This window comes from Kitasatospora sp. NPDC051164 (genome assembly GCF_044455625.1).
Taxonomy (GTDB): domain Bacteria; phylum Actinomycetota; class Actinomycetes; order Streptomycetales; family Streptomycetaceae; genus Kitasatospora.
On sequence record NZ_JBITFB010000025.1, the window covers coordinates 143,743 to 164,334 of the forward strand.

The 20,592-nt window shown below is 73.8% G+C and carries 19 protein-coding genes, 1 tRNA gene and 1 pseudogene; 14 read left to right on the forward strand and 7 right to left on the reverse strand.

All coding sequences use genetic code 11. The annotated features are described in order from the left end of the window. Window positions 1-11: 11 nt before the first annotated feature. Both ACIBEC_RS32695 and htpX read left to right on the forward strand, forming a co-directional pair. Window positions 12-1,574, forward strand: a complete 1,563-nt coding sequence (locus tag ACIBEC_RS32695) for an NADH-quinone oxidoreductase subunit N (RefSeq protein WP_360495475.1) — start codon at window positions 12-14, stop codon at window positions 1,572-1,574. A 176-nt stretch (window positions 1,575-1,750) separates the two neighbouring features. After that, the gene (gene htpX / locus ACIBEC_RS32700; RefSeq protein ID WP_360495472.1) at window positions 1,751-2,614 is read left to right on the forward strand and encodes a zinc metalloprotease HtpX; all 864 of its coding nucleotides are present in this window, start codon (window positions 1,751-1,753) and stop codon (window positions 2,612-2,614) included. 74 nt (window positions 2,615-2,688) lie between these two features. On the opposite strand, the gene ACIBEC_RS32705 is transcribed toward htpX, so the two are convergent. Then, window positions 2,689-4,143 (reverse strand): PLP-dependent aminotransferase family protein, encoded by a 1,455-nt coding sequence (locus ACIBEC_RS32705; RefSeq protein WP_360495469.1) that lies wholly within the window; start codon window positions 4,141-4,143, stop codon window positions 2,689-2,691. Between ACIBEC_RS32705 and ACIBEC_RS32710 the strand changes: the two genes are divergently transcribed. The 3 genes from ACIBEC_RS32710 to ACIBEC_RS32720 all read left to right on the forward strand — a co-directional run bounded on the left by ACIBEC_RS32710 (window position 4,142) and on the right by ACIBEC_RS32720 (window position 6,617). Further along, the gene (locus tag ACIBEC_RS32710; protein ID WP_360495466.1) at window positions 4,142-5,050 is read left to right on the forward strand and encodes a DMT family transporter; all 909 of its coding nucleotides are present in this window, start codon (window positions 4,142-4,144) and stop codon (window positions 5,048-5,050) included. The two genes, ACIBEC_RS32705 and ACIBEC_RS32710, sit on opposite strands and share 2 nt — an antisense overlap. Before the next feature lie 181 nt (window positions 5,051-5,231). Beyond that, window positions 5,232-5,657 (forward strand): BlaI/MecI/CopY family transcriptional regulator, encoded by a 426-nt coding sequence (locus tag ACIBEC_RS32715; RefSeq protein ID WP_360495463.1) that lies wholly within the window; start codon window positions 5,232-5,234, stop codon window positions 5,655-5,657. Window positions 5,658-5,660: 3 nt separating this feature from the next. After that, on the forward strand, window positions 5,661-6,617 hold the full coding sequence (locus tag ACIBEC_RS32720) for a M48 family metalloprotease (protein WP_360495460.1): 957 nt from the start codon (window positions 5,661-5,663) through the stop codon (window positions 6,615-6,617). 21 nt (window positions 6,618-6,638) lie between these two features. Here the strand turns inward: ACIBEC_RS32720 and ACIBEC_RS32725 are convergent, their stop codons facing one another. After that, on the reverse strand, window positions 6,639-7,328 hold the full coding sequence (locus ACIBEC_RS32725) for an NAD(P)H-dependent oxidoreductase (protein ID WP_360495457.1): 690 nt from the start codon (window positions 7,326-7,328) through the stop codon (window positions 6,639-6,641). A gap of 74 nt (window positions 7,329-7,402) precedes the next feature. Here ACIBEC_RS32725 and ACIBEC_RS32730 point away from each other — a divergent pair, with 74 nt between their 5' ends. Then, complete coding sequence (locus ACIBEC_RS32730) at window positions 7,403-8,374, forward strand: sigma-70 family RNA polymerase sigma factor (protein WP_360495454.1); 972 nt, start codon at window positions 7,403-7,405, stop codon at window positions 8,372-8,374. A gap of 99 nt (window positions 8,375-8,473) precedes the next feature. Here the strand turns inward: ACIBEC_RS32730 and ACIBEC_RS32735 are convergent, their stop codons facing one another. Then, complete coding sequence (locus tag ACIBEC_RS32735) at window positions 8,474-9,478, reverse strand: NADP-dependent oxidoreductase (protein ID WP_360495452.1); 1,005 nt, start codon at window positions 9,476-9,478, stop codon at window positions 8,474-8,476. A 138-nt stretch (window positions 9,479-9,616) separates the two neighbouring features. Between ACIBEC_RS32735 and ACIBEC_RS32740 the strand changes: the two genes are divergently transcribed. After that, window positions 9,617-10,651: a LysR family transcriptional regulator gene (locus ACIBEC_RS32740; RefSeq protein ID WP_360495449.1), complete on the forward strand. Its 1,035-nt coding sequence runs from the start codon at window positions 9,617-9,619 to the stop codon at window positions 10,649-10,651. Here the strand turns inward: ACIBEC_RS32740 and mug are convergent. The 3 genes from mug to ACIBEC_RS32755 form a co-directional block, all read right to left on the reverse strand. Continuing rightward, on the reverse strand, window positions 10,546-11,133 hold the full coding sequence (mug, locus tag ACIBEC_RS32745; protein WP_360496062.1) for a G/U mismatch-specific DNA glycosylase: 588 nt from the start codon (window positions 11,131-11,133) through the stop codon (window positions 10,546-10,548). The genes ACIBEC_RS32740 and mug overlap by 106 nt on opposite strands. A 14-nt stretch (window positions 11,134-11,147) precedes the next feature. Further along, on the reverse strand, window positions 11,148-12,146 hold the full coding sequence (locus ACIBEC_RS32750) for a phosphatase PAP2 family protein (RefSeq protein WP_360495446.1): 999 nt from the start codon (window positions 12,144-12,146) through the stop codon (window positions 11,148-11,150). A 184-nt stretch (window positions 12,147-12,330) separates the two neighbouring features. Next, on the reverse strand, window positions 12,331-13,410 hold the full coding sequence (locus ACIBEC_RS32755) for an aminopeptidase P family protein (protein WP_360496059.1): 1,080 nt from the start codon (window positions 13,408-13,410) through the stop codon (window positions 12,331-12,333). A gap of 438 nt (window positions 13,411-13,848) precedes the next feature. Between ACIBEC_RS32755 and ACIBEC_RS32760 the strand changes: the two genes are divergently transcribed. Continuing rightward, window positions 13,849-14,340 carry a hypothetical protein gene (locus tag ACIBEC_RS32760; protein ID WP_360495443.1) on the forward strand — a complete coding sequence of 164 codons (492 nt, stop codon included), beginning with the start codon at window positions 13,849-13,851 and terminating at the stop codon, window positions 14,338-14,340. A 107-nt stretch (window positions 14,341-14,447) separates the two neighbouring features. Further along, window positions 14,448-14,843 (forward strand): hypothetical protein, encoded by a 396-nt coding sequence (locus tag ACIBEC_RS32765; RefSeq protein WP_360495440.1) that lies wholly within the window; start codon window positions 14,448-14,450, stop codon window positions 14,841-14,843. Window positions 14,844-14,945: 102 nt separating this feature from the next. On the opposite strand, the gene ACIBEC_RS32770 is transcribed toward ACIBEC_RS32765, so the two are convergent. Next, entirely contained in the window at window positions 14,946-15,434 is a 489-nt protein-coding gene (locus ACIBEC_RS32770) for a YajQ family cyclic di-GMP-binding protein (protein ID WP_360496056.1), read from the reverse strand. Window positions 15,435-15,674: 240 nt separating this feature from the next. Here ACIBEC_RS32770 and ACIBEC_RS32775 point away from each other — a divergent pair. The 5 genes and pseudogenes from ACIBEC_RS32775 to ACIBEC_RS32795 form a co-directional block, all read left to right on the forward strand. Beyond that, a tRNA-Tyr gene (locus ACIBEC_RS32775) sits at window positions 15,675-15,755 on the forward strand. 357 nt (window positions 15,756-16,112) lie between these two features. After that, window positions 16,113-17,945 (forward strand): APC family permease, encoded by a 1,833-nt coding sequence (locus ACIBEC_RS32780; RefSeq protein WP_360495437.1) that lies wholly within the window; start codon window positions 16,113-16,115, stop codon window positions 17,943-17,945. A 414-nt stretch (window positions 17,946-18,359) separates the two neighbouring features. Then, window positions 18,360-18,449, forward strand: coding sequence for a K(+)-transporting ATPase subunit F (kdpF, locus tag ACIBEC_RS32785; RefSeq protein ID WP_045693083.1), 90 nt, complete (start codon window positions 18,360-18,362; stop codon window positions 18,447-18,449). 1 nt (window position 18,450) lies between these two features. Next, window positions 18,451-20,115 (forward strand): potassium-transporting ATPase subunit KdpA, encoded by a 1,665-nt coding sequence (gene kdpA / locus ACIBEC_RS32790; protein ID WP_360495434.1) that lies wholly within the window; start codon window positions 18,451-18,453, stop codon window positions 20,113-20,115. Beyond that, a pseudogene (locus ACIBEC_RS32795) lies at window positions 20,115-20,592 on the forward strand (potassium-transporting ATPase subunit B); the annotation flags it as partial. The gene kdpA and the pseudogene ACIBEC_RS32795, both read left to right, overlap by 1 nt.

Here is a 20,592-nt window from a genome sequence, read left to right on the forward strand (position 1 = left end):
GGCAGCACACTGTGACCTCCCTCGCCGTAGCCAACCCGGGCAGCCTGATCCAGTCCGTGGACTGGGTGGCGATCGCGCCCCCGCTGATCGCCGCCGTGGCCGCCCTCGCCGTGCTGGTCACGGACCTGTTCCTGCCCGAGCGGCACAAGAAGTGGCTCGGCCGCCTCACCGTGGCCGGACTCGCCCTCGCCCTCATCGCGCTCCTTCCCCTCACCGGTGGGTCACCCCGAGCGACCTTCTGTGTGCAGAACGTAGCAGGCGCCACTGACAACGCCGGCTGCTCCTACGTCGCCGACCATTTCGCCTTGGTGTTCCAGCTGCTCGTCCTCGGCGGCGCGCTGATCGCGGCGCTGCTCTCGGCCCACACCGTCGAGAACGAGAAGCTGCCCCGCGGCGAGTACTGGTTCCTGCTGCTCTCCAGCGCCACCGGCGCCGCCCTGCTGCCCGCCTCCCGCGACCTCGCCACCCTGGTGATCGCCCTGGAGGTCGCCTCGCTGCCCGCCTTCGCCCTGGTCGCGCTGCGCCGGGACGGCCGGGGCGCGGAGGCCGCGCTCAAGTTCTTCGTCTCCTCCGTGACCGCGACCGCCGTGATGCTGCTCGGCATCGGCTTCGTCTACGCGGCGAGCGGCAGCCTGCACCTCGCCGCCGTCGCCCAAGGCCTGGAGCACGCCCCCGCGCAGCTCAAGCCGCTGGCCGAGGCGGGCGCGGTGCTGACCCTGGTCGGCTTCGCGTTCAAGGTCGCCGCCGTCCCGTTCCACTTCTGGGTGCCCGACACCTACACCGGCGCGCCGCTGCCGGTGGCCGGCTACCTGTCGGTGGTCGGCAAGGCGGCCGGGCTCTCCGGGCTCGCCCTCGCCACCACCATCGCCTTCCGGCCGTACGCGCACACCTGGGGGGCGGCGCTCGCGGTGCTGGCCGCCGTCACCATGACCGTGGGCAACGTCGGCGCGCTGCGGCAGCGCTTCGACACCCGGTACAGCGCGGTGCGGCTGCTGGCCTGGTCCTCGGTCGGCCAGGCCGGGTACCTGCTGGTGCCGCTCGCTGCGGCCGGCTACGCGCCCACCGGGAGCGACCAGCTCGGCGCCACCGCCGCGTACGCGCTGATCTACGGCGTGGTGAACCTCGGCGCCTTCGCGGTGGTCGCGGCGGTCGGCCGCCGGGCCGGGACCAGCGTGGACGACTTCCGCGGCCTGTTCGCCCGCCGCCGCTGGACGGCGCTGGCACTCGCCTTCTTCCTGCTCTGCCTGGCCGGACTGCCGCCGGGCGTGATCGGCCTGTTCGGCAAGGTCGTGGTGTTCCGCGCGGCCGTCGACGCAGGGCTGGGCTGGCTGGCCGTGGTGATGGCCGCCAACGTGGTCGTCGCCCTGTACTACTACCTGCTGTGGACGGCCCGGCTGTTCGCCCCGGCGGCGGACCGGCCGGCGGGCGGCGCCGTGGTCGAGGCCGAGGTCGAGGCCGAGCAGCGCCTGCCGGCGAGCCTGACCGCGACCCTGGGGCTCACCGCCTCGGTCGCGGTGGTCCTGTCGGTGGCGCCCCAGCTGGTCCTGCAGGTCGCGGGCGGCTCGCTGTTCTGAGCCGGTGCCCGCCCCGGCGGTGCGGTGCCCGTTCCGGTGCGGCGGTACGACGGTGCGACGGGCCGGTGCGGCGGTGTCGCGTCGGTCACAAGGGAACAAGGTCCCAGGCCCCGCCCGTTGACCGGGCAAGAGGGACGAGGCAAGGGCTTCCCCACCGCACCAATGGAGGGCCTGACGTGCACCGCCGGCACAACGGACTGAGGACCGCCGTCCTGCTCGGTGGCCTCTCCGCGCTGATCCTGGTGATCGGAAGCTTCTTCGGCCGCACCGGCTTCGTGATCGCCCTGCTGATCGCCCTCGGGACCAACGCCTACGCCTACTGGAACAGCGACAGGATCGCGCTGCGCGCCATGCGGGCCCGGCCGGTCAGCGAGTTCGAGGCGCCGCAGCTGTACCGGATCGTGCGCGAGCTCTCCACGGCCGCCCGCCAGCCGATGCCCCGCCTCTACATCTCCCCGACCCCGGCCCCCAACGCCTTCGCCACCGGCCGCAACCCGCGCAACGCGGCGGTCTGCTGCACGGAGGGCATCCTGCGGCTCCTGGACGAGCGCGAGCTGCGGGGCGTACTCGGGCACGAGCTGAGCCACGTCTACAACCGGGACATCCTGATCTCCTCGGTCGCCGGGGCGCTCGCCTCGGTGGTGATGTTCCTGGTGAACTTCGCCTGGCTGATCCCGTTCGGGCGCGACGAGGACGACGACGGGCCCGGGCTGTTCGGGGTGCTCGCCATCATGATCCTCGGACCGCTCGCGGCCGGACTGATCCAGATGGCGGTCAGCCGCTCCCGCGAGTACCAGGCCGACGCCGACGGCGCCCGGATCACCGGCGACCCGCTCGCCCTCGCCGGCGCCCTCCGGAAGCTCGACGAGGGCACCCGCCGGCTCCCCCTGCCGCCCGAGCCGCAGCTCCAGACGGCGAGCCACATGATGATCGCCAGCCCCTTCCGCCCCGGCGAGGCCGGCGCCAGGCTCTTCTCCACCCACCCTCCGATGGCGCAGCGCATCGCCCGCCTGGAGCGGATGGCGGGGTTCGGGCGGTAGCCGACCGCCACCCGCGGTTGCGGTGGTCAAGGGGGCGCGGCGAGGCCTGGGCGGGCCCCCGGCGCCAACCCGGGTCAGCCGGCGGTCTCCTCGTAGGCCAGTCGGAGGCGGTGGATGCCCTCGGCCACCCGGGCGGGGCTCTCCGCGGCGGCGTAACTGAGGCGGACGTGGGGCGCCTGGGGTTCGGCGGGGTGGTAGGGGCGGCCGGGGGTGACCTGGACGCCGGCGCGCAGGGCGGCGGCGGTGAGGGCGCCGTCGTCGGTGCCGTCCGGGAGGCGCAGCCACAGGTGGTAGCCGCCGGGGCGGTGGATGGTGAGGAGGCCGGGCAGCTCGCGATGCAGGGCGGCGACGGCGGCGGTGCGGCGGTCGCGCAGTTCGGTGCCGAGGGTGCGCAGGTGGCGGGCCCAGGCGGGGTCGGCGACCAGTTCCAGCGTCGCTTCCTGGAGCGGCCGGGGCACGAAGAAGCTGTCCACCACCTGGGTGGCCCGCAGCCGGGCCAGGGCGGGGCCGCGGGCGGTGAGGGCGCCGATCCGCAGGTTGGGGGAGGCGGCCTTGGTGAGCGAGCGCAGGTGCACCACGACCCCGTCCCGGTCGTCGGCGGCGAGCGGGCGCGGCAGCGCGGGGGCGTCCGCGTGGACCAGGAGCCGGGCGAAGTCGTCCTCGACGACGAAGGCCCCGGCCGCCCGGGCGATCCGCAGGACCTCCTCCCGCCGAGAGAGTGAGAGCACCGCGCCGGTGGGGTTCTGGAACAGCGGCTGGCAGACGAAGACCCGGGCCCGGGTGGCCGCGAACGCGTCCGCCAGCAGGTCGGTGCGGACGCCGTCGGCGTCGATCGGGACGGGGACGGGCCGCAGCCCGGCGGCCCGGATGACCGCCAGGATGCCCGGGTACGTCGGCGATTCCACCAGGACCGGCGCGCCGGGCGCGGCCAGCGAGCGCATGGCGACGGTGAGGCCGCCCTGCCCGCCGGAGGTGATCAGGACGTCTCCGGCGCCGATCGGCCCGCCGTGGCCGCCGATGTCGCGGGCGAACCAGCCGCGCAGCTCGGTGAGGCCGTCGACGGGTGGGCGGTCCCAGGCGCCGGGGCGGCGGCCGGCCCGGGCGAGGGCGGTGGCCAGCAGGCGTTCGGGCAGCAGTGAGGCGTGCGGGTAGCCGCTGTTGAGGTCGATGACGTGGGGCGGCGGCACCCGGAGGGTGGCGAGGACCGGGGCGGCGATCAGGTCGCGGGGGCCGGAGTCGGCGCTGAGCGCGATCTCCTGCCAGGAGAGGTCGCCGGTGCGGCCGGGCGGTGCGGCGGGGGCGGTCGGGGCCGCGGCGAAGGCCGCCGCCCGGAAGACCCCGGCGCCGGGCCTGGAGACCACCAGTCCCTCGGCGACGAGGACCGCGATGGCCCGGGAAACCGTCACCGGGCTGACCTGGTGGCGTTCCATCAGCGCCCGGCTGGCGGGCAGCTTCCGTCCTTCCGGGTAGCGCTCGACCTCCCGCCGCAGGGTGTCGGCGAGTTCGGTCACACTGCTACGCTCGTTCATGACGGCACAGGATAGCGCTACCCAGCTCGGGGCGATAGCACCGCAGCGCGGCGCGGCCTCCGGCACCGCTCTCGCCGCCCTCGGGGTGGCCTCCTTCTCGCTCAGCTTCCCGGCCACCGCGTGGTCCCTGACCGGCTTCGGCCCGTGGACCTCGACCGGCCTGCGCGGGGTCCTGGCCGCGGCGCTGGCCGCGCTCTACCTGTCGGCCGCCGCCGCCCCGCTGCCGCAGCGGCGGCACTGGCCCGCCCTGCTGGTGGTCTCGGTCGGCTGCGTCCTCGGCTTCCCGCTGCTGACCACGCTCGCCCTGCGCACCTCCTCGACCGCCCATTCGGCGGTGGTGATCGGCGTCCTGCCGCTGGCCACCGCGGTGGTCGCGGCGCTGCGCACCGGCCGCCGGCCGTCCCGGGCGTTCTGGGCGGCCGCGCTGGCGGGGGCGGTGGCCGTCCTGGCCTTCACCCTGCTGCAGAGCCACGGCCGGCCGACCGTCGCCGACCTCTACCTGTTCGTCGGGCTGGTGATCTGCGCGGCCGGGTACGCGGAGGGCGGGCGGCTCTCCCGGGACCTCCCGGGCGCCCAGGTGATCGCCTGGGCGGTGCTGGCCGCACTGCCGGTGACGCTGCTGACCTCGGCGTTCGGGCTGGCCACCGAGCCGGTGCAGCTCGGGCCGAAGGCGCTGGCCGGGCTGGCGTACGTCGCGGCGGTGTCGCAGTTCGGCGGGTTCGTGCTCTGGTACCGGGGGATGGCCGGGATCGGCGTGCCGAGGGCCAGTCAGCTGCAGCTCGGGCAGCCGCTGCTGACGCTGGTCTGGTCGGTGCTCCTGCTCGGCGAGCACCTGCCGGCCGCCGCGGCGGTCACGGCGGTGGTGGTGCTGGTCTGCATCGCGGTGACCCAGCGGGCCCGGACCTGAGCGGGCAGCGGCGCGGGGGACGCCGAACGCCACAGCTGACGCCGCCGCGAACGCCGCCGCGAACGCCGCCGCCCGTACGGCCCCGGAGCCGCGCACTGACCGCTTCGGAGCAGCCCTCCGCTCGTTAGGATGAAGCCGTGCCCGTCGGTCCGGGCGCGGCATCCGGAGGGAGTGGGCCGTCATGGCAGACGAGAGGCACGCCCCGGCGGCCGGGGAAGCGCCGGCCCGACGACGCGGCCAGGGCGAGCTGGAGGCGCAGGTGCTGGCGGTGCTCCAGCAGGCGCCCGGCCCGGCCAGCGCGGGGTGGGTCCAGGAACGCCTGGAGGGCGACCTGGCGTACACCACGGTGATGACCATCCTGTCCCGGCTGCACGCCAAGAACGCCGTCTCCCGGTCCCGCTCCGGCCGCTCCTACCTGTGGCTGGCCTCCTCCGACGCCGCCGGGCTGGCGGCGCTGCGGATGCGCCGGATGCTCGACGGGGAGGCCGACCGGGACGCCGTCCTGGCCAGTTTCGTCACTGCGCTGCTGCCGCACGACGAGGAACTGCTGCGGGCGCTGCTCGACGCCGCCTCCGCCGATCCGGCGGCGACCGACCGCGAGAGCTGACCCGTGGGCTTCTTCGTCTTCCTCCCGCTCATCCTGCCGCTCACCGCGGTTCCGATCGCGCGCCTGACCGAGCAGCACCTGCACCCGCGCGGCGCGGCCCGGCTGATGACCGTGATCAGCGCGGTGATGGCGGTGTGCAGCGTGCTCTGCCTCGGGCTGATCGGCGTGGTGGGCACCGCGCAGATCCCCGGCAACCCGCTGCCGGACAGCTGGTCAGACCCGGAGGTGCGGGCCGCGCTGCCGTACCACGAGACGGTCGGCACGGCCGCGATGTGGCTGCTGGCGCTGGTGGGCCTCGCCTGCGCCCGGACGCTCGTCCGGCACCTGCGGGTGCGCGCCCGGGCCCGGCGGGCGCTGTCCGGACTGCCCGCGCGGCCGGGGCCGACCGGTGACCTCGCGGTGCTGCCGGACCGCAGCCCGTACGCCTACGCGCTGCCCGGCTCGCCCGGGCGGGTGGTGGTGTCCACCGGGATGCTGGACGGCCTGGCGGCGGACGAGCGGGAGGCCCTGCTCGCCCACGAGCGGGCACACCTGCGCCACCGTCACCACCGGTACCTGCTGACCACCCAGCTCGCCGCCTGCGTCAACCCCTTCCTGCGGCCACTGCAGGACGCGGTGGCGTACAGCGCGGAGCGGTGGGCGGACGAGGACTCGGCACAGGCCGTGGGGGACCGCCGGATCACCGCGCGGGCGGTGGCCCGGGCGGCCCTGGTCTCGCACGCCGCCCCGGCGCCCGGCTTCGCGGCCTTCGCCGCCCCGACCGCGGCGGCCGGTCCGGTGCCGCGCCGGGTCGCCGCGCTGCTCGGCCCGGTGCCGACCTCCCGCAACTGGCCGCCGGCCAAGACTCCGGCGGGCCTGGCGGCGATGGTCGCCGCGATCGGGACGGCGGCGTCGGCGCTGTGCGCGCTCAACGCCGCCGTGGCCCTGCTGCTGGTGCTGAAGGCCGTCACCCCGCTGTAGTGGACGAACCTGCCGCCGGGCTCAGAGCGTCGCGGCCAGTTCGTCGACGGCGGCCTCGGCCGCCGCCAGCGACTCGGCGGCGAGCGGCTCCAGGCCGTTCAGCGCGGGAACGTCCGCGGCCCGGGTGAGCTCGGCGGTGACGACGTGCAGGTTCTCCTCGGCGATTCCGAGGTTGCCGAAGTACGCCCGCAGGTACGGGAGCTGGAAGTCGAAGTGCTCGCGCGGGGTGCCCGGCCCGTAGCCGCCGCCGCGGACCGCGACGACCACCACGCGGGTGCCGCGCAGCAGCCGCTCGCCGGTGTCCGGGTCGAGGAAGGCGCCGGGGAAGGAGACCCGGTCGATCCACGCCTTGAGGCCGGTCGAGACGGTGAAGTTGTACATCGGGCTGCCGAGCAGCAGGGTGCCGGCGGCCCGCAGCTCCTCGATCAGCGGCCGGCTGAGCGCCCACTCGCGCGCCTCGTCCGGGTTCTCGACCAGCGCGGCGACGTCCGCCGGCGGGAGCGGGCCCTTGCGTTCGGTCCGTCGGCCGAGACTGTCGTAACCGACGCGCACCGCGGGCACCGGGTCGGCGGCGAGGTCGCGGTAGCGGTGCCGGGCGGCGCTGCCGTGCCGGGCGCGCCATGCGGCGGCAAAGCGGCCGGTCAGGGCGCGGCTGACCGAGCCCGCCGGGCTGATGCTGGAGTCCAGGTGGAGCAGCGTGGTGGAGGTCATGGTGGTCTCCTGGTCACCTCGGGGGAGGACGGATCGTCATAGCGGTGACGAGCCGGGCCGAGGAAAGGTGACCGATGGACCGGGACGGGATTTCGGGAGCGATCACCGAGGGAGCGCCGGCCGGGGACGCGATTACCAGCGGAGCGCCGGCCGGGGACGCGATCACCGGCGGAGCGGCGGCCGCAGGCGCGGCGGCGCGGTTCGAGGCCGAGCGCGGGCGGCTGCGGGCGATCGCCCAGCGGATGCTCGGGTCGACCGGCGAGGCCGAGGACGCCGTGCAGGAGGCCTGGCTGCGGCTGGCCCGGACCGACCCGGCGGAGATCGACAACCTGCCCGGCTGGCTGACCACCGTGGTCTCCCGGATCTGCCTGGACCTGCTGCGGGCCCGGGCCGCGCGCCGCGAGGAGTCGACCGGCGAGGCGCTGCCGGACGCGGCGGGCGGTGGCGCGGACCCGGAGCGGGAGGCGTTGCTGGTCGAGTCGGTGGGCCGGGCGCTGCTCGTGGTGCTGGACCGGCTGGGCCCGGCCGAGCGGGTCGCCTTCGTGCTGCACGACGGCTTCGCGGTGCCCTTCGAGGAGATCGCGCCGATCGTCGGACGGACCCCGGTGGCCGCCAAGAAGCTGGCCAGCCGAGCCCGGCAGCGGGTGCGGGGCACGGCCGCGCTGCCCCCGGAGCCGCTGGCCGGGCACCGGCGGGTGGTGGAGGCCTTCCTGGCCGCCGCCCGGGACGGGGACCTGGCCGGGCTGCTGGCCGTCCTGGCCCCGGACGTGGTGCGCCGGGCCGACCCGGCCGCGCTGCCGCCCGGCCGCGCCCTGGTGGCCCGCGGCGCGGCGACGGTCGCCCGGGAGACCACGGTCTTCGGCCGCCGGGCCCGCCACGGCGCGGTGGCCCTGGTGGACGGGGTGCCGGGCATCCTGATCGCGCCGGCCGGGCGGCTGCGGCTGGTGCTGCGGGTGGCGGTCGCGGACGGCCGGGTGGCCGGCTACGAGGTGGTCGCCGACCCGGCCCGGCTCGCCGCCCTCGAGCTGGCCGTACTGCCGGGGTGATTCCGAGGCCCGCCCCGCCGCCCGTCCGCCCCGCCGCCTGGCCGCTCCGCCCTGCCGCCTGCCCGCCGCGCCGGCCGAAGGACTCAGCCGGGGAAGGGCTCAGTCGGCGATCCGGACCAGCATCTTGCCGGTGTTGGCGCCGCGCAGCATGCCGAGGAAGGCGTCCACCACGCGGTCGAAGCCGTCCACGATCGTCTCGTCCGGGACGACGGCGCCCGACCGCAGGTGCGGGACGAGGAAGTCGTACAGCTCGGGCCGGGCGTCGAGGTGGTTACGGACCAGGAAGCCCTCCAGCCGCAGGCTCTTGCCGACCACGTCGTAGAGGTTGCGCGGCGCGGCCGGCGGGTCCTGCGGGCGGTCGTACTGGGCGACGGCGCCGCACCAGGCGATCCGGCCGTGGTCGCGCAGGGCGCCGATGGCGGCTTCCAGGTGGTCGCCGCCGACGTTGTCCAGGTAGACGTGCAGCCCCTCGGGGGCGGCCTCGCGCAGGCGCTCCGCGATCGGGCCGTCGTGGTAGTCGAAGGCGGCGTCGAAGCCGAGGTGCGCGGTGAGGCGGGCGGCCTTGGCGGCGGAGCCGGTGCTGCCGACGATCCGTCCGGCACCGAGCAGGCGGGCGAGCTGTCCGGCGGCGGTGCCGACGCCGCCGGCGGCCGCCGAGACGAACACCGTCTCGCCGGGCTGGAGCCGGGCGATCCGGGTCAGGCCGACCCAGGCGGACAGGCCGGTGCCGCCGAGCACCGACAGGTGGGCGCTGAGCGGGACCCCGGGGAAGCCGGGCAGCAGGCTCGCCCGCTCGGCGGTGACCACCGAGTGGGTGCGCCAGGCCTGGCGGTGGTGGACGAGCGCCCCGACGGGCAGGGCGTCGGCCCGGGACTCCACCACCCGGCCGAGGGTGCGGCCCTCCAGCGGGGCGTGCAGCTCCCAGCCGCCCTCGTTCATCTCCTCCCGCATGTACGGGTCGACGGACTGGTAGAGGTTCTCGACGAGGGCCTCGCCCGCCGCGAGCGCCGGGACGGCCTCCTCGACGAAGGCGAAGTTCTCGGCGGTCGGCGCGCCGTCGGGGCGGGAGACCAGATGGACGGCGTGGGCGGTGGGGCGGGACATCGGGGCGCTCCGGACGGGTGAGGACGGGCGGGACGTGATCACCGTAGGAAGCGGGGGAGCGGCCGGGCAGGGGCTCACGTCGATGGAACGGCGGCTTCCATGAACGGGATCGATGGATCGGGGACTAGATTCGGGCGCATGACCGATCTCGCCCCGCACGAGCTGCGGACCCTCGTCGCCGTCGACGAGGAGCGGAGCTTCACGGCGGCCGCCGGCCGCCTGGACACCACCCAGTCCGCCGTCTCGCACGCCGTGCGGGCCTGCGAGCGGAAGCTCGGCGCGGTGCTGTTCGACCGCGGCCGCCACGGCGCGCGCCCCACCGACGCCGGCCTCCGGGCCCTGGCGTACGCCCGCCGGATCCTGCGGCTGCTGGACGCCATGGGTCCCGAGGTGCGCGGTGCCGGAACGGAGGGGCCGCTGACCGGCACGCTGCGGATCGCCGCCTTCCGCAGCGCCGCCGCCCACCTGCTGCCGCCCGTCCTGGCCCGGCTCGCCGAGCGCCACCCCGGGCTCGGCACGCACGTCCGGATCGTCCGGGAGATCGGCCGCGGCACCGCCGGGGAGGTCGCCGACGGCCGCGCCGACCTCGGGCTCGCCACCCTGGACGCAAGCGGCCCGCCGCCCGTCCCGGGCCTGGTCGCGGCGCGCCTGTACGAGGAGACGTACGCGCTCGCGCATCCACAGGGCCACCCGGCGCCGCGCGAGCTCCCGCTGGTCGACTGGGACGAGAACTGCGGCTCTTACACCCGGGACTGGTGGCAGCGGCAGGACTGGATCCCGCCCGCGACCGTTGACGTGGAGGACGACACGGTCGCCCTCTCGCTGGTCGCCCAGGGCATCGGCATGGCGATCATGCCCCGGACGGCGCTGCTCGGCGCCCCGGCCGGCCTCGCCGTGACCGACCTCGGGCCGCGCCCGCCCAGCCGCTTCGTCGGGTATGTCACCACGCCCGAGCTGGCCGGGACGGCCGCCGTCCGGGCGCTGATCCGCGAGCTGCGCGAGGTCCCGCTGCCGGCGGGCCTCACCTCCGCCCAGCCCTCGGCAGCCGCCCAGCCCGCGACGGCGGCTCAGCCCGCGACGGCTGCCGCGTCCCCTTCGCCCCCGCCGCCCTCGATGGCCTCGACGGCCTCCCTGAGCTTGCGGAACTCCCCGGCCAACGCGTCCAGGGTGTAGTGCGCGTTGAGGCCGCTGGGGTTGGGCAGTACCCACACCTCGGTGTCGCCGATGCCCTCCGACTGGCGGCCGATCGCGGCCCGTCGCTGCCCGAAGGCCGTCCGGTAGGCGCCGATGCCGAGGACGGCCAGGGCCCGCGGGCGCAGCCGCAGCACCCGGTCGCGGAGCGCGGCACCGCCCTCGCGCAGTTCCTCGGCGGTCAGCTCGTCCGCCTTGGCGGTGGTGCGCGGGGCGACGTTGGTGATCCCCAGGCCGAGCGCGAGCAGCTGCTCCTGCTCGTCCGGCCGGTACTGGCGCTCGGTGAAGCCGGAGCGGTGCAGGGCGGGCCAGAAGCGGTTGCCGGGCCGGGCGAAGTGGTGTCCGGTGGCGCCGGACCACAGGCCCGGGTTGATGCCGCAGAACAGCACCCGCAGCCCCGGCCCGGTGATGTCCGGGATGGTGGTGTCCTTGGCGGCCAGCAGCTGTTCGGCGGTGGGCTTCATCGGCGTGTGCGGCTTCACCCGGCCAAGTGTGCCGGGCCCTCCGCCGGCGCCGTACGGCGGCAGCGCAGCCACCGCAGGCCGAAGACCACCGCGGCCGCGTACGCCCAGCCGACGAAGACGTCGATGATGAAGTGCTCCGCGCCGTAGACCAGGGTGAACGTCATCGCGAGCGGATAGGCGACCAGCACCCCCCGCAGCCAGGGCCGGACGGTGGGCCAGAAGAAGAACAGCAGCATCGCCGGGTAGGCGGAGTGCAGCGAGGGCATCGCGGCGACGTCGTTGGCGAACTGGCTGCCGTTCTCCAGCAGCGAGTCGGCCTGCGGCAGCCCGCTCACCGAGATGACCTCCCAGACCACCCGGGTCACGTGCGGCAGGTTGCCGTCCTGGGCGACCAGCCACGGCGGGTCGGCCGGGAAGAGCAGGTAGGTGGCGAAGCCCGCGAAGGTGAGCGTCAGGTAGCAGGCGAGCAGCTGTCGGAACCGGTGGTGCGCGCGTCGCCAGAGCGCGGCGAGCAGCAGGAAGACGACGAAGAAGTGCGAGAGGTAGACGCCGACCGCCGCGTAGTCGTACCAGTGCGGCGAACCGGGGGTGTAGAGGGCGTGCTGGAGCCGGACCGTCCAGGTCTCGCCGAAGCCGAGGGCCTCGTCGAAGCGCAGTTGTGGCAGCCAGTGCGGGGCCCACGGGGTGTGCGCGCCGTAGCCGCGCAGCAGCGAGTACGCCCAGACCACGGCCATCACCGGCACCCAGTCGCGCAGCACCAGGAGGAAGCCGCGGGAGCCGTGCCCGCTGTGCACGGCGGCGGTCAGCAGGGCGCCGATCAGCCAGAGGAACAGCACGTCGTTGGCGGCCGGGATGCCCTCGGCGCTCAGGAACCAGAGGAGGCCGGTCAGGTAGAGCGGCCACGCCAGGAACCGGAGTCTCGACCAGCCCGTCACGCGGGGGCGGGGTGGAGGCACCGGGCGCGGTTGTTCGGCCCGCACGGGGGGCGGGGCGGGGCGGAGGGTCTTGGTCATGCGCACCGAAACTAGCAATCGAAACTTGGAGGACTCTGGATGAAGTATGACCGGATCGTAAGAACGTCGGATCCGGTCAGCGCCGCCACCGGCCTCGCCGCCCGCCTCGCTGCCGAGCTCGCGGTCGGTGCCGCGGTCGATACCGCGGCCCACCTCGCGGTCGGCGCCGTGCCGGGCATCGCGCTCATGCCACGATGCCCAGCTCGTGCGGGGTGTTGTTGAAACGCCGGCCGCCGGTCGGGGTGACGGTGACGATGTCCTCGATCCGCACCCCGAACCGGCCGGGCAGGTAGACCCCGGGCTCGATCGAGAAGCACATCCCGGGCACCAGCGGCTGCTCCTCGCCTTCGACCAGGTACGGCGGTTCGTGCGTGGTCGTACCGATGCCGTGGCCGGTGCGGTGGATGAAGTACTCGCCGTAGCCGCCGTCGGTGATCACCCGGCGGGCGATCCGGTCGATCTCCTGGCAGCTCACCCCGGGGCGGACCGCCTCGAAGGCGGTCTGCTGGGCGAGCCGGACCAGGTCGTGGACCTTCCGCACCTCCGCCGGGACGTCCGTGCCGACGTGCACCGTCCGAGTGGTGTCGGAGCCGTAGCCGTCCTTGAGGCCGCCGAAGTCCAACACCACGGTGTCACCCGTTCGGATGACCCGGTCGCCGGCCTCGTGGTGCGGATCGGCGCCGTTGGGGCCGGAGCCGACCACCGTGAAGTCGACCTGGCTGTGCCCGTACTGGATGAGCAGCGCGCCGAGGTCGGCGGCCACGTCGGTCTCCCGGCGGCCGGCGAAGGCGGCCTCCAGGATCCTGCGGTAGGCGGCGTCCGCCGCGCCGCCGGCCGAAGCCAGGCGCTCCAGCTCCTCGGTGTCCTTGACCGCGCGCAGCATCGGCAGGGTCTCGGTGAGCGAGGTGAACGAGGCGCCGGGCAGCGCGGCCTGGAAGCCGAGCAGGTGCATGGCCCAGGCGTTGTCGGAGACGCCGTAGCGCCCGGCCGGGTCGAGCAGTGGACCGGCGGTGGCGAACGGGTCCTCGCCGTCGGACCAGTCAAGCAGCCGGACGGCCTTGGCGCCGACCGCCTTCTCGGCGTCCGGGCGCTCCAACGTGGGGACGACCAGGGTGGGTTCGCGCCCGACGGTGAGGACGAGGGTGGTCAGCCGCTCGGTGATCGCGGTCGGCGTGTAGCCGCACAGGTAGGCCAGGTCGGGGCCGGCGGCGACGACCAGGCCGGCCAGCCCGGCGGCGGTCGCCTCGGCGCCGGCCCGAGCCATCCGGGCGGTGTAGTCCTCGACGGTGAAGGGTCGGGGCACGGATTCTCCCTCTGGGGGCGGACGGGCTCTACCGGAACTCCATACTCCTCGAATTCCCTCAGGACCTCCCCGAGTTGGCGAAGCTCCAGGCGGACGTCGCGCAGGCCGGCCGCGGCGAAGGCGACCGCGACCCGCTCGGCGGGCATCCGGCACCCGGTGCCGGCCGGCGGCGCGGGAGTCGGGGAGGGCCCCGGGGCGGGCCGTACCCGGCCAGTCCACCCGGGTGCCGGGGCCGCCGCATGCGGCACGCACCCGAGTGGGTGACCGGCCGCCGGCGCCGGGGTGTTCGCGGCCGAGGCCCGGTGCTTGACGGTGCTCAGTCTGCTCTACGGTCTCCGACCGGGCACGGAATCATAAATTCCGGGCCGACTGTCAGTGCGGTGGGACACCATGGCCGGCATGGCCTACGAACTCCAAGCGCTGATAGGAACATTGGAGCTGCTGAGGGTGGCGGCGGCGGAGGTCCCGGCGGCCCGGGTGGTGCCGTTGGCACAGGGGCTGGCCCTGATCCCGGTCACCTCCGCCGTCCTCGCCGCGCTCCAGGGCGACGGCAGCGTGCGGAAGCCCGCCGGCTGGGCCGGGTTCGGCCGGTACGCGGACGGCTTCGAACTCCGGCTCGCCGCCTGGTCGAAGGCCGGCCCGATCGCCTGCGTCGAGGCCGAGTACTTCGGCGGCAGCGGCACCCAGTGCGCCGCGGTCTGGGAGAACGGCCGGATCGTCCTCGGCCCGCTCACAGTCGGCGAGTTCGAGCCCGAGCCGCCCGAGGGCCTCCCGATCTCCCGAGCCCTGCGGCGGATCGGCGCGCGCACCGACGAGGGCCGGGTCGACGAGTTCGACTCGGTCGGCCTGGGCGCGCACCGCAGCACCGGGAGCTGGGCCGGGGCCGACTGAGCCGGCGCGCGCGGTTCGGCGTACGTGCGGTGGCTGCATTCGGGCGACTGCCCGACCGTGTGAGGCAGCCGATCTCGCCTGATCCAAAGCGAGAGGAAGCAGTACCTATGGGTGCCACCCGGATGGCCGTCGTGCTGACCGCAGCGTTCGCGCTGACCACGGTCGCCACGGCGTCCGCCACCGCCGCCGGCCGAGAAGCCGCGGCCTCCCGTACCGCCGTCGACGACATCGTCAAGCCGGTCACCGGCCTGCTCCCGACGGTGACCTCCGCCGTCCCCGACCTCGGGGCCCTCCAACAGCTCATCGCCTGCCTACAGGCCGTCCTGCAGGGGCTGATCGGGCAGCTCCCGGCCCTTCCCCCGGTGACCACCCCGGCGCCGCCCAAACTCCCCGGCACCGCGACCTCAACCGCTGCCGCCACCCCGCAACAACAGCTCGACGCCCTCCGCGTCCGGGTCCACGCCCTGACAGCGGCGGCCCGCACCCACCCCGCCACCGGCTGACCCCTCCCGACGACACGAACGGCCCCGCTCCCAAGAACCGGGGAGCGGGGCCGTGCCGTTCGTCCCGCCGACCGGAGGCCAGTGGCTGGCGGCGGTCCGCGATCAGCGGTAGTTCACGTACTGGATCGCGAAGTCCAGGTCCTTGCTCTTGAGCAGGTTCTGCACGGCCTGGAGGTCGTCGCGGCTCTTCGAGCTGACGCGCAGTTCGTCGCCCTGAACCTGCGCCTTGACGCCCTTCGGGCCTTCGTCACGGATGATCTTCGCGACCTTCTTCGCGTCCTCCGTGGTGATGCCTTCCTTGATGTTGGCGAAGATCTTGTACTCCTTGCCGGAGAGCTGAGGCTCGGCGGCGTCCAGAGCCTTCAGCGACAGGCCACGCTTGACGAACTTCGTCTGCAGCACGTCGAGGATGGCGCGCACGCGCTCCTCGCCGTTGGCCTTCATCTCGATCTTTTCGCCGGAGCGGCTGATCTCGCCGCCCACGCCCTTGAAGTCGAAGCGCGTCGCGATCTCACGGGAGGTCTGGTTGATCGCGTTGTCGACCTCCTGCCACTCGACCTTCGAGACGATGTCGAAACTGGAGTCGGCCATGGGTGTTGGTCTCCTTGATGCTCTGGCTGCACTGACAAGGGCTGCCCCACCGGACGCCCGCCGCCCCAGCCTATCCAGCGCCGCCCCGCCCTCGCCCGCGGCGAGCACGTGGCGATCCTTGATCATCACGTGCCTCATCGCGTGCCTCATCGCGAGGCCTATCGAGTGGCGAACCACCCCCTGGCATCGGGTATGGTTTACCAAGTCGAACGGGGCGAACACCCCGGAAGGCAAAATCCTGGCTGGTTGCCCGAGCGGCCAAAGGGAGCAGACTGTAAATCTGCCGCGTAAGCTACGCAGGTTCGAACCCTGCACCAGCCACAGGATAGAGAACAGCCCCTGATCTGCGGAAACGCAGATCAGGGGCTGTTTTGTCGTGCCCGGATGCCGACGGGCCCAGCTCTTGCACATTGCTTGCAATTACGTGCATCAGGCAGCAGAGTGGGGGCCCGGGGGTGGGAGTCCTTCGACTGAGCTGATCGTCTTCCCAACCGGCGCCCGCCGGGACAAACGGCTCGCCCACCCCCGCCAACAGCCCCACCACGCAGGACGGCAGGCGTGCGTCAAGGGCCCGTCAAAGCTGCTCGTGGCCGCGTCAGGAACACGTAGGGCCGGGGGAGCGCCGGGCGGCATGGATCGCAGGATCGGAGCAACTGCCGACCGCGGAGGTTCCGTCCGATGTCCAGCGCCACCACCACCCCGGCCGTCACGGCCGAACCCGAGCCGCCGGATACCGGCGCGGGCGACGAGCGGCACCGGCTCAGCGCGCTCGGCGGACTGGCGGCGCTCTCGTTGGACGCGATGGCCTCGGTGGCGTACGGGCCGGAGTCGATCGTGCTGGTGCTGGCGGCCGCCGGCGCGTACGGGCTGGGCTTCACGCTGCCGGTCACCGCGGCGATCGCCGTCCTGCTGGCGGTGCTGGTCGCCTCCTACCGGCAGGTGATCGCGGCGTTCCCGGACGGCGGCGGCTCCTACGCGGTGGCCAAGGCGCACCTGGGCCGCCGGACGGCGCTGACCGCGGCCGCCTCGCTGGTGATCGACTACATCCTGAACGTCGCGGTCTCGGTGACCGCGGGCGTGGCCGCACTGACCTCGGCCGTACCGGGCCTGTACGGCCAGCGGGTCTGGCTCTGTCTGGGTGTGCTGGCCCTGGTGACCGCGGTGAACCTGCGGGGGATCGCCGAGTCGGCGCGCTGGTTCATGGCGCCGACGGCGGTCTTCGTCCTCGCGATCCTGGCGATCATCGTGGTCGGTCTGTTCCGGGACGGCCCGGCGAGCACCGCGGCGGCCGCCGGGCACGCCTCGGCGCTGGCCGGGAACGCCACCACGGTCGGTGCGCTGCTGCTGCTCAAGGCCTTCGCGGCGGGCTGTTCGGCGCTGACCGGAGTGGAGGCGGTGGCCAACGCCGTCCCCTCCTTCCGCGCCCCGCGAGTGAAGCGGGCGCAGCACACCGAGGTCGTGCTCGGCGCCCTGCTCGGCGTGATGCTGATCGGCCTGGCCGTGCTGATCGGGCGCTTCCACCTCCAGCCGGTCGAGGGCGTCACCGTGCTCGCCCAACTCGCCGACGCCTCGCTCGGCCACGGCGCCGGCTTCTACGTCGTCCAGTTCGCCACCGTGGTCCTGCTCGGGCTGGCCGCCAACACCTCCTTCGGCGGGCTGCCGGTGCTGATGGACCTGCTGGCCCGGGACAACCACCTGCCGCACGTGTTCGCGCTGCGCGCCGACCGCCAGGTGTACCGGTACGGCGTGCTGTTCCTGGCCGCGGTGTCGGCGGCGCTGCTGGTCGGCTCCGGCGGGGACGTCAACAGCCTGGTGCCGCTGTTCTCGATCGGCGTGTTCGTCGGCTTCACCGTCTGCCAGGTCGGCATGGTCCGGCACTGGCTGCTGCACCGCCCGGCGGGCTGGCGGGGCAAGGCCGCGCTCAACGGCTTCGGCGCGCTGCTCACCGGCGTCGCCGCCCTGGTCGTCACCGGCACCAAGTTCACCGAGGGCGCCTGGGGCATCGTGGTGGCCCTGCCGCTGCTGGTGGTGCTGTTCGAGGCGATCCACCGCAGCTATGCGCGGATCGGCGAACGGCTGGAGCTGGGCCGCGTACCCGGCCCGGTGACCCGACAGCGCAGCCTGGTCATCGTCCCGGTGACCGCGATCACCCGGCTCACCCGGGACGGCCTGTCGGCGGCGCTCTCGCTCGGCGACGAGGTGATGGCGGTGACCGTCGTGCACGAGCCGACCGCGGCCGAGGCGCTGCGCCGGGACTGGGAGCTGTGGCAGCCGGGCGTGCCGCTGGTGGAGATCCCGGACGGCCGCCGGCGGCTGGGCCGGCCGATCGCCGACTTCGTCAACGAGCTCGGGGCGGAGCACGTCTACGACCGGCTGACCGTGCTGATCCCCGAGGTCGAGCCCGCCCGCTGGTTCCAGCGGGCGCTGCAGAACCGGCGCGGTGCCGTGATCGACCGTGCCCTGCGCCGGCACACCGACGCGGTGGTCTGCCGGCTGCGCATGCGGATGTGACCGGGGGAGACCCGCGTGAACGGCCCCGGACGGCAGGCTGCCGCCCGGGGCCGTTCGCCGTCCCACCACCTGTTCGCCGTCCCACCACCTGTTCGCCGTCCCACCACCTGCACACCGCCCCTCCACCCGTTTGCCGTCCCACCACCCGTTCGCCGTCCCACCACCTGTTCGCGTCAAGGTCCCGTCAACGTGGCGCGGTCACCCGTATGGAGGGCGTCAGGGCTCGATAACGCGCCTCTGACGGCTGGTTTGCTGCATCTGCCGGTCGTCCGCCGGCGTCGCGCGAGCCGTACGGCCAGGTCGCGGCATCTCCCGAACCACGCTGGTGGAGCCCATGTCCGATCTCATCTACGTCGGTGTCACGGTCGCCGTGTTCGCCGTCATCGCCCTGATCGCGCGGGGGGTGGAGAAGCTGTGAGTGCCGAGAACATCGCTGGTCTGGTCGTGGCTGTCGCGCTCGTCGGCTATCTCGTCGTGGCGCTGATCTTCCCGGAGAAGTTCTGACATGGGATCCACTCTCGCGGGCTGGCTGCAGGCCCTCGCCCTCGTCGGCGCGCTGGCCCTGTGCTACCGCCCCCTGGGCGACTACATCGCCAAACTGCTCACCACCTCCAAGCACCTCGGAGTCGAGCGTGGCATCTACAGGGTGATCGGGGTCGACGGTGACGCCGATCAGCGGTGGCCGGTGTACCTGCGTTCGGTGCTGGCCTTCTCGGCCGTCTCCGTCCTCTTCCTGTACGGCCTGATCCGGCTGCAGGGCCACCTGCTGCTGAGCCTGGGCGTGCCGCAGATGGAGGGCCACCAGGCCTGGAACACCGCGATCTCCTTCGTCACCAACACCAACTGGCAGTCCTACGCGGGTGAGTCCGCGATGGGCCACCTGGTGCAGATGGCGGGCCTGGCGGTGCAGAACTTCGTTTCGGCGGCCGTCGGCATCGCGATCGTGGCGGCGCTGATCCGGGGCTTCACCCGCAACCGCACCGACCGGGTCGGCAACTTCTGGGTGGACCTGGTCCGGATCAACCTGCGGCTGCTGCTGCCGATCTCGATCGTGTTCGCCCTGGTCCTGGCCGCCTCCGGGGTGATCCAGAACTTCCACGGCTTCCACGAGGTGACCACGCTCAGCGGCGAGGTGCAGAAGATCCCCGGCGGCCCGGTGGCCTCCCAGGAGGCCATCAAGCTGCTCGGCACCAACGGTGGCGGTTTCTTCAACGCCAACTCGGCGCACCCGTTCGAGAACCCCAACGGCTTCTCCAACCTGGTCGAGGTCTTCCTGCTGCTGGTGATCCCGTTCGCGCTGCCGCGGACCTTCGGCCGGATGGTCGGCGACAACCGCCAGGGCTACGCGATCGTCGCGGTGATGGGTCTCTTCTGGGTGGCCTCGACCGCCCTACTGACCCTCGCAGAGTCGCAGCACCAGGGCAGCGCCCTACAGGCCGCGGGCGGTGCGATGGAGGGCAAGGAGCAGCGGTTCGGTATCGCCGCCAGCTCGCTGTTCGCCGCGTCGACCACGCTGACCTCGACCGGTGCGGTGAACTCCTTCCACGACTCGTACACGCCGTTCGGCGGCGGGTTGACGGTCTTCGACATGATGCTGGGCGAGATCGCGCCCGGCGGCACCGGCTCCGGCCTGTACGGCATGCTCGTGCTGGCGATCGTGGCGGTGTTCGTCGCGGGCCTGATGGTCGGGCGCACCCCGGAGTACCTGGGCAAGAAGCTCGGCGGCCGGGAGATGAAGTTCGCCTCGCTGTACATCCTCACCACGCCGACGATCGTGCTGATCGGCACGGGTGTGGCGATGGCGCTGCCGGGCGAGCGGGCCGGGATGCTCAACTCCGGTGCGCACGGTTTCTCCGAGGTGCTGTACGCGTTCACCTCCGCGAGTAACAACAACGGCTCGGCCTTCGGCGGCATCACCGTCAGCACCGACTGGTACGACACCGCGCTCGGCCTGGCGATGATCTTCGGTCGGCTGCTGCCGATCGTCTTCGTCCTGGCACTGGCCGGCTCGCTCGCGCAGCAGCAGCCGGTCCCGGCCACCCCGGGCACCCTGCCCACCCACAAGCCGCTGTTCGTGGGCCTGCTGTCGGGCGTGATCCTGATCGTCGTCGGCCTCACCTACTTCCCGGCCCTGGCTCTCGGGCCGATCGCGGAAGGTCTCACCTCCTGATGTCCACCCCCACGCTCAACCCCGTACCGGCCGACAAGGCCGTGCCCGCCGCGCCGCACAGAGTGCAGAGCGGCCTCCTCGACCCGAAGCTGATCGTCGCGTCCCTGCCGGACGCGGTGAGGAAGCTCGACCCCCGGGTGATGGTCAAGAACCCGGTGATGTTCGTGGTCGAGGTGGGCTCGGTCGTCACCACGATCTCCGCGATCGCCGACCCGTCCGTGTTCGCCTGGACCATCACGGTCTGGCTCTGGCTCACCACGGTCTTCGCCAACCTGGCGGAAGCCGTCGCCGAGGGTCGCGGGAAAGCCCAGGCCGACACCCTGCGCAAGACCAAGACCGAGAGCGTCGCCCGCCGGCTCACCAACTGGCCGACCAATGACGCCGAGGAAGAAGTCCCCGGCACCGCGCTCCAGCTCGGCGACCACGTGGTGGTCGAGGCCGGACAGGTCATCCCCGGCGACGGTGACGTCGTCGAGG

Excerpts from the sequence above, each read along its gene's own strand:
- ACIBEC_RS32710 (WP_360495466.1), top strand. The coding sequence starts at position 4,142 with ATGACGGCACAGGATAGCGCTACCCAGCTCGGGGCGATAGCACCGCAG.
- ACIBEC_RS32705 (WP_360495469.1), bottom strand. The coding sequence starts at position 4,143 with ATGAACGAGCGTAGCAGTGTGACCGAACTCGCCGACACCCTGCGGCGG.
- ACIBEC_RS32715 (WP_360495463.1), top strand. The coding sequence starts at position 5,232 with ATGGCAGACGAGAGGCACGCCCCGGCGGCCGGGGAAGCGCCGGCCCGA.
- ACIBEC_RS32725 (WP_360495457.1), bottom strand. The coding sequence starts at position 7,328 with ATGACCTCCACCACGCTGCTCCACCTGGACTCCAGCATCAGCCCGGCG.
- ACIBEC_RS32730 (WP_360495454.1), top strand. The coding sequence starts at position 7,403 with ATGGACCGGGACGGGATTTCGGGAGCGATCACCGAGGGAGCGCCGGCC.
- ACIBEC_RS32735 (WP_360495452.1), bottom strand. The coding sequence starts at position 9,478 with ATGTCCCGCCCCACCGCCCACGCCGTCCATCTGGTCTCCCGCCCCGAC.
- ACIBEC_RS32740 (WP_360495449.1), top strand. The coding sequence starts at position 9,617 with ATGACCGATCTCGCCCCGCACGAGCTGCGGACCCTCGTCGCCGTCGAC.
- mug (WP_360496062.1), bottom strand. The coding sequence starts at position 11,133 with ATGAAGCCCACCGCCGAACAGCTGCTGGCCGCCAAGGACACCACCATC.
- ACIBEC_RS32750 (WP_360495446.1), bottom strand. The coding sequence starts at position 12,146 with ATGACCAAGACCCTCCGCCCCGCCCCGCCCCCCGTGCGGGCCGAACAA.
- ACIBEC_RS32755 (WP_360496059.1), bottom strand. The coding sequence starts at position 13,410 with ATGGCTCGGGCCGGCGCCGAGGCGACCGCCGCCGGGCTGGCCGGCCTG.
- ACIBEC_RS32760 (WP_360495443.1), top strand. The coding sequence starts at position 13,849 with ATGGCCTACGAACTCCAAGCGCTGATAGGAACATTGGAGCTGCTGAGG.
- ACIBEC_RS32765 (WP_360495440.1), top strand. The coding sequence starts at position 14,448 with ATGGGTGCCACCCGGATGGCCGTCGTGCTGACCGCAGCGTTCGCGCTG.
- ACIBEC_RS32770 (WP_360496056.1), bottom strand. The coding sequence starts at position 15,434 with ATGGCCGACTCCAGTTTCGACATCGTCTCGAAGGTCGAGTGGCAGGAG.
- ACIBEC_RS32780 (WP_360495437.1), top strand. The coding sequence starts at position 16,113 with ATGTCCAGCGCCACCACCACCCCGGCCGTCACGGCCGAACCCGAGCCG.
- kdpA (WP_360495434.1), top strand. The coding sequence starts at position 18,451 with ATGGGATCCACTCTCGCGGGCTGGCTGCAGGCCCTCGCCCTCGTCGGC.